Origin of the sequence: Pseudomonas fragi, from assembly GCF_025426255.1 — a bacterium.
GTDB classification, from domain to species: domain Bacteria; phylum Pseudomonadota; class Gammaproteobacteria; order Pseudomonadales; family Pseudomonadaceae; genus Aquipseudomonas; species Aquipseudomonas kulmbachensis.
Genome location: NZ_CP104861.1, coordinates 4,843,838 through 4,859,877 on the forward strand (window position 1 = coordinate 4,843,838; position 16,040 = coordinate 4,859,877).

A 16,040-nucleotide genomic window follows, 5' to 3' on the forward strand; every position below is an offset into this window, starting at 1 on the left:
AAAGATCGCAACCTGCGTAGTGCAGTTCACTTAAGCGCCGTGTGACCGCAACTGTGGGAGCGAGCCTGCTGGCGAAGGTCTCAAGAGTGTCGCGAGCAGGCTCGCTCCCACGTTTGTGCCGGTATATCCCGGTACCACCTGTTTTTGAGAGCTCCAGAGGTAAATACGACTCCGGTCTGTTGACCTCCTTGAACTCAAGACAGGCACTCCCATGTCACTACCCTCTTCGGCTCAACCCTCTTTACCGTCTGTTGTACCCGCGATAAACGCCGTGAAGGCCCAATTCGCCACCCCCCCCCGACCTCGAATCAATCGTGCGTACAGTGCTCAGCGAGGCCATTGCACACCAGTATCCCTCACTGAAAATCGACCTGCAGCGCACCCGGCTGGCCACTCCCCGCGCGCAAGGCGGTTGGGCTATGGAGCCTTTCATGCCACGGGTTCTGGACTATCTGGGCAGCGGCACTGCGTTGGACTTAAGCCCCGTCAACGCTCAATCCTTCTACCTGTCCGATGCCCCACCCGCATGGCTCAAATCCGGTGAAGATGAACCGGACATGAAAGTCATCGAGACCCTGGTCAAACAACTGAGCTGGCGCTTGCCTCTGAGCTTGCAGAATGCACTGAGCGATTTTTGGGCAGACCGTTCCGACACTGGCATCAGCCGCTGGCAGTGGCTCAACGATGTAATCAGGGACACCCTGAGCATCGGCGCCCTGCAACAACCCGATCTGGCTGACAAGGCTCGCCAGGCCATTGACCAGGTGATCAATTGCCCGGAGCGCGAAGATCGAATCCGTCAATACGGTGAAAACGCAATCCGCGCCTATTGGCTCAGGGCGACAATCATCAATGCCGGGGTGAGCAAATCCGTGCTGAGCCAAAGAATCGTACTGACAGGCACAGACCTGGCACTGATCTGGAAAGCGAACGCCAGCACCTTGTTATTCAAAGATCTGGACCAGGTTGCCAAAGACTGGTCCTCCTGGATCGGTAAAAGATATGTGGCGCAAGAAATTCGCGTCAGATCCTTCGAGATTGACGGCAACGTGTTTGACGCCCATGCCGCCGCCCTGCTGAACCATCAACTGGAGGATCTGAGCAACCTGAAACTGCCAGCCGGTATCGGTTGGCAGGCGCTGCAAACGGTCTATCGGGACATCACCGATCCCTCGGCGTTTTTTCTCAACGCCCCGCAAGCCAGTCCGCAAACCCTTGAAGCGCTAAAGCAGCTTCTGCCCGCATGGCTGAAAAATGCATCCCTTGCAGAGCAGGCCCTTTACCGCCAATACAGCGTGGCCTGGGCCTGCACAAAAAAAAGCAGTAACGGACGCACCTTCCTCAGCGACATCGCCGACATTCGCAGCTACGCCGCCGATGCCCTGCAGCAGCAGATGCAACGTGAACAGCTACGGTTTGAGCAACACCTGGACCTGCATGCCGCCAAACAAACCCTGAATCCCGACGATATTGAACTGACCTTTCATACCGCGGCCGGGTTTGCGGGCACCATCGGCATGGTGGAACGGGTCAAGATGAGCCTGACCGACCTGGCCCTGAAAAACTTGTTCGCACGCCCAAAAGGCTCATTAACCCTGCGACATCGTCTTGGACTTTCGCTGCCCGAATGGCTTACGCCCGATTACATCACTCGGCGTAATGGCCTTATCGAACAAGTCGACATCGGCAAGGTTTACCCCCAACGGCTCGAAGACCTGCTACTGGGCAACACCCCCGATGCCAGGAAGCGCGAGCAACTGTTCGCCCGGCACTTGCGTGTGCAACTGCCGTTACAGGCTCTGGAACTGAGCCTCAAACAAGAGAGTGGAGTGACCCCGCTCGGCGCACGCCATGTCGGTGCACTGGTCAAAACCCTGGCCGAGGATCGAGAGGTTGATGGGCAACCGGTGGTCATCAGAAACCTGGCACTGGCGCGCAAACCCGAGGCTGTGGCAGATGTCGTGAGCAATATGTACATCATTGAACCCGACAACATGGATGTCGGCCCGCACCTGCTGTATCGGCCGCTCTACGCGCAATCATTGATCCAATACCCTACTCGCGCCGCGCTGTTGGACGCTATCGCGCAACCTGGCGAGGTGCAAGACAGCGTCCTGATCTGGTTGAGTGACCTCGCCCGGCCGATCTACGACAACGGCGGGTTCAAGGAGCCCCATTACGTGCGGTTTGGCCTGGGCAGTGAATTCGCACCCATCGAAGTCCCGCAGCCCGCCCGGCTTGCGACCAGCACCAGCAATAACGAACTGCTGCAATACCTGCATAACGGTCAGTTGATGCAGCTTTTATATGGCAATACCGCCCGGGCCCTGGTGGACCAGGCGAATGCCGATTCAGTGTCCAACAGTGAAAGCCGCTGGGGCGTGTTACTTGAGGGCGCAGGGCTGATTTTCAACAGCCTTTTGTTGTTACCTGCGTTGCCACGACCACTGATGCTGACAGGTTGGCTGCTGAGCCTGGCGAGTTCGGCCAGCCAGGATATCCCCGAACTTGCCAGTGATGACCCGAGTGCACGTGAACTGGCCGCGGCCGATGTGTTGCTCAACGTCGGCATGCTGCTGTTCCACTTGGCCGCAGGCGCAGTAACCCGTGACACACACCGGGCCAAGGCGCTGAAGGCCAAAGCCTTGCGCCCCTTCGCACCTGCTCGTATCGCCGAGCAGTGGCCCGAGCCGCCACCGCCCAAAATCGTCGAGGGTGCCGTGACCCTGGCGGGCGAATTTCCCAATGCGCAAAGCACGGTGCTCGACTTCAGTTTCAGCAGTGCCCGTAATCGTCTGACCCCCAGCCAGCGTGAGCGGCTGGATCGGTTCAAGGTGGCGCTTCGCGGTTCACTGCCCCCCGCAGCATTGAACGGAGCGCACAAAGGTCTATACCGCATTCAACAGTCTTGGCACGTCCTGCTCGATCATGAGCTGTACCCGGTTTATATCGATCAGGGAGGCTCGGCCGTGATCGTGGCCCCCACGGATACCCGCCAACAAGGCCCTGCGTTGAAATCGGATGGCAACGGCAACTGGTCGCTGGACTTGCGCCTGCGACTGCAAGGAGGCATGGCCCCCAGCCGCATAGCCGCTCTTCAACAAAAAAAGGCAGAGCGCATAAAACAACTGGAGGCCGAGTTGCAAGCTTCCTTCAGACAGGAAGACCCGCTGCAAAAAGCCGTCGAGATAACACATGCGGCCCTGCAACGCGCCCAGGGCGATACGCGTTTTACCAATGAACAACTCGCCAGGTTTCGCGAAAAATTCGACGACGCGTTGCAAGCGTCACTCAACTATTACCAGCACATGCTTGATAGCAACCAGGAGCGTATTGAACTGCAGATACCCTTTCACGAAAGGATTGTGATTTCCCTGCTGGAAAGCCTGTTCGACAACCGGGTCAGCGCCTTGGCCAGTTCGAAATACGAGAAAGAAACCATCATCAAGCAATGGCCGCAGTTCACCAGACCGGGGCCCGAGATGGAACAAGCGGCTGACCTGGATCCTCAAGGCTTCAGACTGTTTATCAAGGCTCTGGTTGCACTCAACGAGCGCACCATTGACCGGCTCGAACTGCGAAACAGCTATATCGAGCAGCTCTACAACCTCAGTAACGCAGGCAGCGAAACTGCCTACCGCCTGGCCGCAGATATACCCACAGAGGAACTCACCAGCCTGAGCCTTAAAAGCTTTCAGCTCGACTGCCTGAAACTGGCCAGCTCAAAAATCACCTCCGGCAAGTTGATCGAGAGAACGCTGGACACCACGATTGACCCGCTCAAAGAGTACCTTCGCACCCACGACGAACTTAATAGCCTGGAGTTCGATGCCAGCAAACGGCTTGCGGTGCTGGACAGCCTGGCCGAACAATACGGGCAGGCTCTGGATGCTCTGGAAGGTATCAGTATCGTCAATGCCGACGAACTGGAGATCGACTATTTCAACAAGCTGCGCCAGTTGCTGGAAGAACTTTACCTGAGTGTCGTAAAGCAGCTGGCCGCCGAAATAAAACCCCCGCAGACGCCACGAAAGCGCCCTCGCAAACGCACACCCTCGGCGGCCGGGAAACCGCAGAAAAAAGTAATCAATACCCGTGGCAAGGGCCCATTGATCGGTGACCTGAAACCCGCCGGGAACGAGTGGCCGATTGAGGTGATTGAAATACGCTCCGGCTACGACAACCAATTGCTCTCGACTTACTCGCAGCACGGCGACGAGTGGGTTGAAATCCGCACCGTGCAACCTGAAATACCGCCAGCGACACGCGCATTGAATGTGATCAAGGGCGATGCGCGCAAATTGTTCGACCGGTTTGACGAGCTTCTGCGCAAAGGTCGGCAGTTCAAGGTCCGTTGCAGACACCCCATAGAGGTCGAAGAGTTGCACACTCATGAGGCCACGAAACTCGACAAGCTGGCCACCGAACTGCACTTTGCCCTTCAGTCGCAGCCACTGGCATCACGCCTGCCCAGCGACCAAGTGCTGGTCGACAATATGCGCGACGGTGCCAGGCGCCTGATCAGCCAAGGCCAGGAATTGCGCACCCAGTTGAGTCTGCAGTTGCCGCCGACCGACGGTAACCTGCGCTACCTGCTGGCTCATGAGCGGGTGCAGATCGCGGGGCTGGGCGAGCGGATACAGCTGCAGGGTGAGCACCGGGACTTTATCCAGGAGTACGCCATCAACGACTCTCAGGGTTATCCGCTCTGGTATGCGCATTTTCATTATGAGCAGGCGGATGCTCCCAGGCAGAACTACACCGTCGCCCATTTGAAAACCAAAGCACAACGCAAGCTGAGCTACTACTCGCAACTGGCCAATGCACAAGGCGGGCAAGCCATTGTCAACGTACATCGTGGCCAGATCGGTAAAGCGCTGGCCGAGCGCTGGTTCCTGCCGCTGGATGGATCAGCGCGACAACAGGCGCCCCAACCCGTCCAGTAAACGTTGCAAGGCACCCTGATTGGCCAGCATTACTTTCAGACCCGCGTCGCTCATGCGCTGCGCGTCTTGTGGCAATTCAAACAAACGCTGCACCGCAACGGCCAGGCCTTGCGCGTCATCGACCTCTTCAAGTGCCCCGGCTTCACGCAACTTGGCGGCGATTTCGAGGAAGTTGAACAGATGCGGCCCGCTCAGCACCGGCTTGGCCAACGCTGCCGGTTCCAGCAGGTTGTGCCCGCCGTTGGGCACCAGGCTGCCGCCAACAAAGGCGGTGTCTGCCAGAGCATACAAAAACAGCAATTCGCCCATGGTGTCGCCCAGCAGCACTTGCGTATGAGCGGCAACCGCCTCGCCACTGGAACGGCGCACGGTGGCAAAACCTTCGCGCTGGCACAGCTCGAAAACCGAATTGAAACGCTCGGGATGACGCGGTACCAGAATCAGCAGCGCATCAGGGTAATGGCCGAGCAATTGCCGATGAGCCGCCAGCACCACCTCGTCTTCGCCCTCGTGGGTACTGGCAGCAATCCACACCGGACGCTGCTGGGCATGCCATTGCTCACGCAATTCCCGGGCATTGATCAGCAGTTGCGGATCAATGCTCAGGTCGAACTTGATCGAGCCCGTGACTTCAACGCATTCCGGTCGCGCGCCCAGCAGCCGAAAGCGCTCGGCTTCAGCTTCGGTCTGCACCGCGATCAGGCTCATTTCCTCAAGCATCGGCCGGGTAAGACCGGCAAAGCGGGCATAGCCTTTGGCCGAGCGTACGGAAAGTCGGGCATTGGCCAGCGCCACCGGAATGCCACGCTTGGCGCATTGGTGGATATGGTTGGGCCACAACTCGGTCTCCATGATGACGCCAAGTTTGGGCTTGATCCGGTCCAGAAAGCGCGCCGCCGCCCACGGTAAATCGTAAGGCAGGTAGCAATGCTGAACACGCGGTTCATTGGCAAACAGGGCCTTGATCCGCTCGGAGCCGGTCGGCGTCATGCAGGTCACGGTAATCGGCAGCTGTGGATAACGTTTGAGCAGCGCCCGAATCATCGGCGCCGCGGCAATGCTCTCGCCCACCGACACGGCATGTACCCAGATCCCGCCCGGCTGCATGGAAGGCAAATTGATGGCGAAACGCTCACCAATGCGCTTGGCATAGGCTGGCGCCTTGCGCGCCCGCAGCCACAAACGAATCGCCACCAGCGGCAGCCCAAGATGAAACAGCAAGGTGTAGAGAGTTCTATTCATGGGCGCGGAGTTTACTTGAAAAAGTATTCACGATGATGGCACCGAATCACCTCCGTCGTGTCGCAATCAGAACGCACTACACACTTTTACAGACCCTAGAATGTCTTGCTGTTAAATTGCCCCGCACCAACCTCAGGACTCCACCATGAACGCCTACTACTATTTGGCCATCGCCATTTGCGCCGAAGTGATTGCAACCGTCTCCATGAAAGCGATCAAAGGCTTCAGCACACCGCTGCCACTTATTCTGGTCATCGCCGGTTACGCCACAGCGTTCTGGATGCTGACCCTGGTGGTGCGCACCATTCCCGTGGGCGTGGCCTACGCCGTATGGGCGGGCCTGGGGATTGTGATGGTGAGCATCGCGGCATTGTTTATCTACGGGCAAAAGCTCGACATCCCGGCAATGCTCGGCATGGGCCTGATCGTGCTGGGCGTGGTGGTGATCCAGCTGTTCTCGAAAACGGCGGGACACTGAGCCCGACTCGTCCCTTTGCCTGCGGCAGAGATACTTCAAGCGTGGGAGCGAGCCTGCTCGCGAAGATCATTCGCGAGCAGGCTCGCTCCCACTGCGGGGCTTGACCTGGAACAGAGTATCAACACGGTTTTGTGCACTCAGACCCAGCTTCAAGATCTGGCTGTATACTCTCAGCTTTGTCTTTAAACGCTGAGGTCGCCCATGCCATCTGTTATTTCCACCGACGTGCTGATTGTCGGCGCTGGTGTTGCAGGCCTCTGGCTCAATGCCCGCCTGCGCCGCTTGGGGTTTTCCACGGTGGTGGTCGAGCGCGAAAGCCTGGGCGGCGGTCAAAGTTTGAAATCCCAAGGGATCATTCACGGCGGCGCCAAATACGCGCTGCACGGTGCCCTGACCGGTGCTTCCGAAGCCATTGCCGATATGCCACGCCGCTGGCGCGAAGCCCTTGCCGGTAACGGCGAGCTGGATTTGAGCGGCGTACGCCTGCTCTCCGAAGCCCATTACCTGTGGTCGCCCGGCACACTGGCGGGCAATCTCACCAGCTTTTTTGCCAGCAAGGCCGTGCGCGGCCGGGTTGATCAGGTCAAGGGCGACCAATTGCCGCCCGCCCTGCAGAATCCGCGTTTCAAGGGCAAGGTCTATCGCCTGGCGGAGCTGGTAGTCGATGTCCCGAGCCTGATCGAGCGTCTGGCCGAACTGGCCGGCGATGGCCTGCTGGCCGGTCAATCCATCGAGCCTTTGCTTGAAAACAACGAACTGATCGGCCTGCGGGTCGATGGACGCGATATTCATGCCCAGCGCATTGTATTCAGCGCAGGCGCAGGCAATGCCGAACTGTTGGCCTGCGCCGGTATCAGCGTCCCGGCCCAGCAACTGCGCCCGCTGCACATGGTGCTGGTCAAGGGCCCAAGCCTCAAGCCACTGTATGCACACTGCCTGGGCGGTGGTTCCAAACCGCGCGTTACCGTGACCACCCACCCGGCCGCCGATGGCGAGTGGGTGTGGTATCTGGGCGGTGAAATCGCCGAGGCTGATGGCGTTGCCCGCGAACCGGCCGAGCAAATCGCCGTGGCGCAAAAAGAACTGGGCAATTTACTACCGTGGGTCGACCTGAGCCAGGCACAGTGGGCCACGTTTCGGGTTAACCGGGCCGAGCCCGCGCAGTCGGGCCTGGTGCGTCCGGACAACGCCTTCCTCGCGGATCAAGGCCGTCTGCTGGTGGGTTGGCCGACCAAGCTGGCACTCGCACCTGACTTCGCTGACCGGGTGCTCAAAGCGCTGGAGCAAGACGCTATCCAACCGAGTAATGCCCCGGCCCTGCCGCCGCTGCCGCGCCCGCCTCTGGGCAAAACTGCCTGGGAGCTACTGTTGCCATGAGCCAGCCGACGCTGCACGAACTGCATCGCCCGCTGGGCAGTACCGGCCTGCTGGTTTCGCCACTGGGGCTGGGGACTGTCAAGCTCGGCCGCGACCAAGGGGTTAAATACCCCAGCGGCTTTCAGATCCCGGACGACGACGAAGCGCGGATGTTGCTCAAGCTCAGCCGCGACCTGGGCATCAACCTGATCGACACCGCACCCGCTTACGGGCGCAGTGAAGAACGCCTTGGCCCGCTATTGCGTGGCCAGCGTCAGGACTGGGTGATTGTCAGCAAAGTGGGCGAAGAGTTCGTCGACGGCCAGTCGAGCCACGATTTCAGCGCGGCCCATACACGGCGCTCGGTGGAGCGCAGCCTGCAACGTCTGGAAACGGATTTTATCGATCTGGTGCTGGTTCACTCAGACGGCAATGACCTTGCGATTCTCAACGAGTGCGAGGTCTACGAGACGCTGGCCGAACTGAAACGTGAAGGCAAAATTCGCGGCTTCGGCTTATCGGGCAAAACTGTTGAAGGCGGGCTCAAAGCCCTTGAAACCGGTGACTGCGCGATGGTCACCTACAACCTCAATGAACAGGCCGAGCGGCCTGTCATCGATTACGCCGCGACCCACGGCAAGGCCATTCTGGTTAAAAAAGCCCTGGCCAGCGGGCATGTCTGCTTGAGCCCAGGGGTTGATCCGGTGCGTGCCAGCTTCGAACTGGTGTTTGGCCATCACGGGGTTGCCAGTGCTATTGTCGGCACCATCAATCCGCTGCACTTGGCCCATAACGTGGCGACTGTTGCGCAGGTTCTGCGTAAAACCTGAAGCCGCCGAGGCGGCCGACCCCGACGCAAGGAGGAGCCGACATGCCGCGCATGCTGATCCGCAAGAACCCCAGTGACTTCAAGACCCTGCCGCTGTATGTCGAAGCAACACCCGAGGGCCTGAGCTACCAAAGCGTCGGCATGCCCCTGAACTTTACCCAAACCCTGCAAAAGCGCCGGCCAGTGAAGGTTGCCGACACTGAGCGCTTTTCGCTGGAACTGGCCAACCTTGGGGTATCGGTCCGCCTGACCTTGAACTGGCAAGGCCGCGATTACTGGGTGCTGGTGCGCCAGCGGCGCCAGGATCGGGGGGATGTGGTGCTCAAACTGATTTCGGGCTATGTGCCTGCCCATGAGGTCAACCTGCCCCTGCATACGGCCATCCAGGAGATTGCCGAAGAGTGCTTGCTGGAAACCCCGGAGGGTTGGCTAAGCGGGCGCTTCAACGACACATGGTTACCGGCGCCCTACTCCGCAGCGCTGCATTACCGTGAAGCTCTGCCCTTTCGTCTCACGCCCTTGTCTGGTGCAGCGCGGCCCGTTCGCTGTGGCGCTCAGCCACTGCTGGAGCGACCACGGGCCTACGTACACCTGCCAACTGCATCGTTGCAACTGATTTACGACCTGCGTCTGGAAGTGCCCAAAGAGGCCAAGTCCCTGAGCCTGTTTCATGTCGACGAACGGCTGGAGGGCGATCAACTGGTCGCTCGCCTTGATCGCCAGCGCCCGGATCTGTACTTGATCCCGCTGACCGAGGGCCAGCCCTGCGCCGAGTTATACACCCTGAGCAAAGATCGGTTACAGCCAGCCAGTACTCGGGGCGTGCGCTTGGCCGAGAGCTTTGCACCGCAGGACGGCTGGGTGGTGCACGACGAGCGGATTCGCTGGAAGGATTGGGTCAAGCAACAGGGCCTGAACCCGCCAACACCGGAGTCCAGGCTCAAGCGCCTGACCGGCAAGGCGCGGCAGATTTTCAGGAAAGTGGTGAAGAGCTAAAGCCTCTCACCCTCTCCCTCCGGGAGAGGGTGAGGGTAAGGGCTGCATTCACTGACCGCGGATTTTCTCGACAATCGCCGTGGTCGAGCTGTTTTCAACCAGCCCCAGCACTTTCACCGTGCCGCCATAAGCCGCCACGATATCGGCGCCGACTACCTGGTCGATCCCGTAATCACCGCCCTTGACCAACACATCAGGCTTGACCTGGGCCAGCAGGTTTTCCGGGGTAGCCTCGGGGAAGCTGATAACCCAGTCCACCGCGCCCAAACCTGCCAGTACCGCCATGCGCCGATCAACACTGTTGATCGGGCGCCCAGGGCCTTTCAGACGGCTCACTGAAGCATCATCGTTGACCGCAACGATCAGACGATCGCCCTGGGCCCGCGCTTGCTCCAGATAGGTCACATGCCCGGCATGCAAGATGTCGAAGCAACCATTGGTGAAGACGATTTTCTCGTTGTGCGCCCGCGCATCCTCGATGGCCAGCAACAGCTGGTCGAGGCTCAGAACACCGCGTTCCGAACCTTCCGAGCGTTGAATCGCCCGGCGCAGTTCCGGCGCGCTGATGGCCGCCGTACCCAGCTTGCCAACCACAATACCGGCCGCCAGATTAGCCAGCGCCACGGCGTGCGGCAGTTCTTCACCGGCTGCGATGGCCGCGGCCAAGGTCGAAATAACGGTATCGCCAGCCCCGGTAACGTCAAACACTTCACGGGCCCGGGCCGGCAAGTGCATGGCCGCAAAGCCCGGACGCAACAGGGTCATGCCATGCTCGCCACGGGTAACCAGCAAGGCTCCAAGGTCCAGGTCGGACATCAGCTTGGCACCTTTGGCTACCAGATCGGCCTCGTCCGTGCAGCCACCGACAATGGCTTCGAACTCACTGAGATTTGGCGTGATCAGGCTTGCGCCACGGTAGATCGAAAAATCCTTGCCCTTGGGATCGGCCAGCACCGGAATGCCTTTGGCACGTGCGGCCTGGATCAGCACCTGATGGTTTTTCAGGGCGCCTTTGCCGTAGTCGGACAACACCAGCACCTTGACGCCTTCAAGCAGGTTTTCAACTTCAGCACCCAACGCCAGAGCGTCGGTGGCGAACGGTTCTTCGAAGTCGATACGCAGCAGTTGCTGGTGACGGCTCATGACCCGCAGTTTGACGATGGTCGGCTGGTGCGCAATGCGCTGGAACAGTGCATGAACGCCCGCGCCCTTGAGGCTGTTAGCCAGGCTGTCGGCAGCTTCGTCGTCACCGGTCACACCCACCAAAGAAGCAGGCGCACCGAGAGCAGCAATGTTAAGCGCAACGTTGGCAGCGCCGCCTGGACGGTCTTCGATTTGCTCGACCTTGACCACCGGCACCGGCGCCTCAGGGGAAATCCGTGAGGTCCCGCCATGCCAATAACGGTCGAGCATGACATCGCCTACCACCAAGACAGGGGCTTGATCGAATCGCGGCATGGACAACTTCATGGAGAACCCACATACAAAATGAACAGGGGCGCGATATTAACACAGGGTGAACGCTGGTCAGTTCACGGTATTAATCGCAGCGAATGAGAATCAGGCAAAGCGAAAGTTATCTGTAGCCGCTGCCAAAGACTGCGACGGGCCGCAGGCTCCAGGTCAGGATCGATGCGCAATCCATCGCAGCCTGCGCCAGCGACTGCAAATGGATTGCGGCAACGGCACCTGCTAGGCGATATCGCCAGAGGTTTGCGGGGCATCAAGGCCCATCGAGTGCAGGCGCGCGTAGTAACCGTTGTGCGCCATCAGCTCGGCATGGGTGCCGCGCTCGACAATCTGGCCCTGATCCATCACCAGGATCAGATCGGCTTTCTCGATGGTGGTCAGACGGTGCGCGATCACCAGTGTGGTGCGACCTTTCATGACGTGGTCGAGTGCCGCCTGGATGTGACGCTCAGACTCGGTATCCAGCGCCGAGGTCGCTTCATCGAGAATCAGCAACGGTGCGTTCTTGAGCAATGCACGGGCAATGGCCAGACGCTGGCGCTGACCGCCGGAAAGCAGTACGCCGTTCTCGCCGACCTGAGTGTCCAGGCCTTGTGGCAATTGCTCGATAAAGTCCATCGCGTAGGCATCACGCGCGGCTTTCTCGATGTCGGCACGCGGGGCGCCCGCCAGGTCGCCGTAGGCAATGTTGTTGGCCACGGTGTCGCTGAACAGGGTCACATGCTGCGTCACCTGGGCGATATGACGACGCAGGTTGAGCAGGCGGTAGTCCTCGATATCCACACCATCCAGCAGGATTTCGCCCGAAGTGTGGTGATAGAAGCGCGGAATCAGGTTCGCCAGTGTCGACTTGCCGCTACCGGAACGCCCCACCAGTGCCACCATTTGCCCTGGCTCGGCCGTGAACGTCACGTCCTTGAGCACCTGGCGCTCGGTGTCCGGGTAGGTGAAGTTGAGGTTACGCACTTCGAGACGACCACTGACCTGGTCACGCTCAATAGTCCCGGTGTCGATTTCCGGCTTCTCGTCCAGTTGCTCGAAGATGCTTTCAGCGCCCGCCACACCCTTCTGGATTGTCGAGCTGACTTCGGACAACTGACGAATCGGCTTGGGCAGCAAACCGGCCAGGGTGATGTAGGCAATCATGTCGCCCGGCGAAGCATCGCCGCGCAGGTAGAGCACCAGGAACATCAGCACGCCCATCGCGACGTAGATGACCAACTGCAACATCGGCGTATAAATCGCACCAGTGCGGGTCATGCGCAGTTGCTTGTCGGTGTTGCTCTGGCTGGCCTGCAGGAAGCGTTTACGCTCGTAAGCCTCACCGCCAAAGCTGCGAACAACGCGATAGCCCTGGATGGTTTCCGAGGCCACGTGCGTCACGTCGCCCATCGCCACCTGGATTTTCTTGCTTTGCTTGCGGAATTTTTTACTGGCAGTACTCACCATAACCGCGATCAGCGGTAGGATCGCGACCATTACCAGCGTCAGGCGCCAGTTCATCCACAGCAACGAACCAAACAGGAACACCACCGTCATGCCTTCACGAATAACGACCTTGATCGCATCGGTGGCAGCGCCGGTGACCATGGTCACGTTAAAGGTGATACGGGAGATCAGATGGCCCGAGTTGTGCTTGTCAAAATAGCGGTTGGGCAGTACCAGCAGGTTGTTGAACAACTGCACCCGCAAGTCATGCACCAGACCCAGGGAGACCTTGGCCAGGAAGTAGTTGCCCAGGAAAGAACCCAGGCCCTGCCAGGCGGCGATCAATACAATCAGTATCGGCACGACTTGTAACAGGCGCAGGTCACGCAAATAAGGGACAGTGGGAAACAGCACTGCGTCCGGGTTGGAGAGGCCATCGACAAAATACTTGAGGATGTAACCAAGCATTGGCTGGGTCGAAGCGAAAATAAGAAACCCGACGATACTCAGCAGGAAAAGGCCGACATAAGGCCGGACATAGCTGAGCAGGCGCAGATATATCTTCAAGCTCGATTCGCTTGTGCTGGGGCTGGATTCGGTCATATCACGCGGCGGTTAGTCAAAAAGGAAGCTGACTTTATCACAGCTTCTCTGGTGTACTGCCTAACGCTTGAAGCCCGCCTTCGTGGGGCAGTAAAAACGACACCACAGGGCCAGTACGCTAGTATGGCCGTCCAAAACCTGGAATGAACCTTTCAGCATGCAATTCAGTTACTTAAATTATTCAAAGCAGCGGGTGTTTGATTTCATTTGCCTATGGCTGCTCCCCGTTGGCCTTTTATTACTCTTATCCGACCTTTATTTCCTACCTGGGCGAAGTATTCATCACAAGCTGTATTACGCCTTGTTCAGCATTCCGACCCTGATCGCGATCATCTTGCGGCCCAAAGAGCTGAAGGACATGTTGCGTGAACCGCTCATCCTGGGCTTTATGTTGTTTGCCGCGTGGGCGATGGTCACCTTGATCTGGACCAACGGCGAAGAAGACGTCATGGGCTCGCTCAAACCGGCCCTGCACTTGCTGATGCTGTTTTGGGGCTGCACGCTGCTGACCAAATATCGCAGTGAAAGCCTGCAGCCGGTGTTCTTTGCTGCTGCAATCATTGCCCTGATCGCTACCCTTTATAACCTGTACATGTTCATCAGCCATTACGCCCCGGAAGACCGGATGATCGGCGCTGGTGCATTCGACAACCCACTGCTCAGCTCCCACGCGTTTGGCTTCTTTTGCATTTATTGGCTCACGCTGAGCATGACCTGCAAACGCCCGTACACCCTGCTTATCGCAGTACCTGCCTTTACCATCATGTTCGCTGCGCTACTGGCAACCGGCTCCAGAACCCCGCTAGTGGCCGTGGTCATGGCCATGATCTGGCTGAGCCTGGTCTGCTGGAACCGACGCTCACTCGCACTGATGAGCATGCTGGTCGCAGGCGGCATCCTGGTGATGGCACTGTTCTCCGAAATGATCATGAGCCGTGGCAGCTCGTTCCGCTTTGAGCTGTGGCAGTTGGTGCTGGAGCAAATCAAGCTGATGCCCTGGATCGGGCATGGTTACGAATCGACCCTGAGCCTGGACCCTGGGGCGGGCTTCTTGCTGAGCGAGCCTCACAACTTCGCCCTGGGCGTGTTGTATTACACCGGCATTCTGGGCTTCACGCCTTGGCTGTTCATGCAGGTCTGGGCCTTGTACAGCAGCTGGCGCCATCGCGTGCAGCCGTTGTTCATCCTGGCTTCGGCATTGCTGGTGTACGGCATTGGCGCCGGGCTGACCGAAGGCGGCGGCATACTGCCGAGGCCCAAGGAACACTGGTATCTGCTGTGGATCCCTCTGGCCTTGATCGCTGCACTAAGCATCAACCAGCGCCTCAGGATTCTGCGCGACCGACCTGTACGCAGCCTCTCTGCAGCGGCGTTCAACACGCTTCAGGCGCATGCTCAGATCATTGAAGAAGACGGCCTGGGGCCAAAAGTCCTGCGTCTGGAAAACGGCAACTTCCTCAAGCTGTTCCGCCAGCGCCGCTGCTATACCTCCGGCAGCTTCAACCCGTACTCAGAACGTTTTGCCATCAACAGCGAACGCTTGCAGGGCATGGGTATCCCCGCGCCGAAGATCCTCGACCTGTATCAATTGCGCGATGGCAGCACGGCTGTTCTGTACCAGCCGCTGCCGGGCCAGACCCTGCGTCAGGTAATGCAATCGATGGGTTCGCCGGCCGTTCGCCATGCACTGGTGGAGCGCTTCGGCAAGTTCCTCGCGGTGTTGCACGACAAGGGCGTTTACTTCCGCTCCCTGCACTTGGGCAATGTGTTGCTGATGGACGACGGCGAGTTTGCCCTGATCGACATTGCCGACCTGCACCTCTACCCGTCACCGCTGAGGATCGCATTGCGCCAGCGCAACTTGCGCCACATGCAGCGTTACCCGGAAGACCGTCGCTGGCTGTTCGATGAGCAGTTGCAAGCGCTGCTCGACGGTTACGCCAGCCTCGCGGACCCTGTCGCCGTTAACAGCCTGAGCCAGCAGATCAAGCAATTGAGTACTGCGCAAGCTGCGGTCTGACACATTAAAGGGAGCACCTGCAGGTGCTCCCTGCCCCGACCGCGATCAGGCCTGACGCTTGGCGGCGTAAGCCAAAAAACCTTCAATATTGTCGCTGCACAGTTGGCCGACCGCTTGCTCGATATCGGCTTGCGGCCATTCCCACCAGGCTGCCAGCAACAAGGCCTCACGCTGCTCCTGCGGGAACCTCCAGCGCAGAAACCTTGCCGGGTTACCACCCACCACCGCATACGGCTCGACATCACGCGTGACCAGCGCACCGGCCGCCACAACTGCGCCGTGGCCGATGGTGACGCCCGACAGCACGGTGCTGTTGGAGCACAGCCACACATCACTGCCCACCACCACATCGCCACGGGTGCCGTTGTAATCGGTAATGTGCTGCGCCGCCTTGAGCATGGCCGGGAAGGGATAGGTCGTAACCCAGTCGGCCCGATGGTGTCCGCCCAAAAAGATATTCACCCCTTCGGCAATCGAGCAAAACGCCCCGATGCGCAGGGTTGAGCCTTCTTTCCAGTCATGTACCAAGGGCAGGCCATAGCTGCCCCGGCCGAACTCGTAGTCGGGATAGCACTGTTTGAAACGGGCCACTCCCCGCTCGATTTTCGGTAATTTGCGGATCGCACGCTTGGCGCGCTTCTCCCGAAAACGTTCAATCCAGCCCACAGCGCG

Annotated in this window: 10 protein-coding genes; 6 read left to right on the forward strand and 4 right to left on the reverse strand. The window is 59.1% G+C overall.

Features of this window, described 5'->3' with window-relative positions; genetic code table 11:
• The first annotated feature begins 314 nt into the window (after window positions 1-314).
• Entirely contained in the window at window positions 315-4,946 is a 4,632-nt protein-coding gene (locus N7D90_RS22305; protein ID WP_261739998.1) for a dermonecrotic toxin domain-containing protein, read from the forward strand.
• On the opposite strand, the gene waaA is transcribed toward N7D90_RS22305, so the two are convergent.
• Window positions 4,911-6,188, reverse strand: a complete 1,278-nt coding sequence (gene waaA, locus N7D90_RS22310; RefSeq protein WP_261739999.1) for a lipid IV(A) 3-deoxy-D-manno-octulosonic acid transferase — start codon at window positions 6,186-6,188, stop codon at window positions 4,911-4,913. The genes N7D90_RS22305 and waaA overlap by 36 nt on opposite strands.
• Window positions 6,189-6,333: 145 nt before the next feature.
• Between waaA and N7D90_RS22315 the strand changes: the two genes are divergently transcribed.
• From N7D90_RS22315 to N7D90_RS22330, 4 genes are all read left to right on the forward strand, one after another.
• Entirely contained in the window at window positions 6,334-6,666 is a 333-nt protein-coding gene (locus N7D90_RS22315) for a DMT family transporter (RefSeq protein WP_261740000.1), read from the forward strand.
• A gap of 201 nt (window positions 6,667-6,867) precedes the next feature.
• On the forward strand, window positions 6,868-8,043 hold the full coding sequence (locus N7D90_RS22320) for an NAD(P)/FAD-dependent oxidoreductase (protein WP_261740001.1): 1,176 nt from the start codon (window positions 6,868-6,870) through the stop codon (window positions 8,041-8,043).
• Window positions 8,040-8,852, forward strand: coding sequence for an aldo/keto reductase (locus tag N7D90_RS22325; RefSeq protein ID WP_261740002.1), 813 nt, complete (start codon window positions 8,040-8,042; stop codon window positions 8,850-8,852). The genes N7D90_RS22320 and N7D90_RS22325 overlap by 4 nt, the downstream gene beginning before the upstream one ends.
• 41 nt (window positions 8,853-8,893) lie before the next feature.
• Window positions 8,894-9,847: a metal ABC transporter ATPase gene (locus N7D90_RS22330; protein ID WP_261740003.1), complete on the forward strand. Its 954-nt coding sequence runs from the start codon at window positions 8,894-8,896 to the stop codon at window positions 9,845-9,847.
• A 48-nt stretch (window positions 9,848-9,895) separates the two neighbouring features.
• Here N7D90_RS22330 and hldE read toward each other — a convergent pair whose 3' ends face one another.
• Window positions 9,896-11,317 carry a bifunctional D-glycero-beta-D-manno-heptose-7-phosphate kinase/D-glycero-beta-D-manno-heptose 1-phosphate adenylyltransferase HldE gene (gene hldE, locus N7D90_RS22335; RefSeq protein WP_261740004.1) on the reverse strand — a complete coding sequence of 474 codons (1,422 nt, stop codon included), beginning with the start codon at window positions 11,315-11,317 and terminating at the stop codon, window positions 9,896-9,898.
• A 222-nt stretch (window positions 11,318-11,539) separates the two neighbouring features.
• Window positions 11,540-13,348, reverse strand: a complete 1,809-nt coding sequence (gene msbA / locus N7D90_RS22340) for a lipid A export permease/ATP-binding protein MsbA (protein ID WP_261740005.1) — start codon at window positions 13,346-13,348, stop codon at window positions 11,540-11,542.
• 157 nt (window positions 13,349-13,505) lie between these two features.
• Between msbA and N7D90_RS22345 the strand changes: the two genes are divergently transcribed.
• Entirely contained in the window at window positions 13,506-15,368 is a 1,863-nt protein-coding gene (locus N7D90_RS22345) for a bifunctional O-antigen ligase/aminoglycoside phosphotransferase family protein (protein WP_261740006.1), read from the forward strand.
• Window positions 15,369-15,413: 45 nt separating this feature from the next.
• On the opposite strand, the gene N7D90_RS22350 is transcribed toward N7D90_RS22345, so the two are convergent.
• Window positions 15,414-16,034 (reverse strand): CatB-related O-acetyltransferase, encoded by a 621-nt coding sequence (locus N7D90_RS22350; protein ID WP_261740007.1) that lies wholly within the window; start codon window positions 16,032-16,034, stop codon window positions 15,414-15,416.
• Window positions 16,035-16,040: the final 6 nt, after the last annotated feature.

Coding starts and splice junctions, on each gene's coding strand:
- hldE (WP_261740004.1), bottom strand. CDS start 11,317: ATGAAGTTGTCCATGCCGCGATTCGATCAAGCCCCTGTCTTGGTGGTA.
- N7D90_RS22330 (WP_261740003.1), top strand. CDS start 8,894: ATGCCGCGCATGCTGATCCGCAAGAACCCCAGTGACTTCAAGACCCTG.
- N7D90_RS22345 (WP_261740006.1), top strand. CDS start 13,506: ATGCAATTCAGTTACTTAAATTATTCAAAGCAGCGGGTGTTTGATTTC.
- msbA (WP_261740005.1), bottom strand. CDS start 13,348: ATGACCGAATCCAGCCCCAGCACAAGCGAATCGAGCTTGAAGATATAT.
- N7D90_RS22325 (WP_261740002.1), top strand. CDS start 8,040: ATGAGCCAGCCGACGCTGCACGAACTGCATCGCCCGCTGGGCAGTACC.
- N7D90_RS22320 (WP_261740001.1), top strand. CDS start 6,868: ATGCCATCTGTTATTTCCACCGACGTGCTGATTGTCGGCGCTGGTGTT.
- N7D90_RS22315 (WP_261740000.1), top strand. CDS start 6,334: ATGAACGCCTACTACTATTTGGCCATCGCCATTTGCGCCGAAGTGATT.
- waaA (WP_261739999.1), bottom strand. CDS start 6,188: ATGAATAGAACTCTCTACACCTTGCTGTTTCATCTTGGGCTGCCGCTG.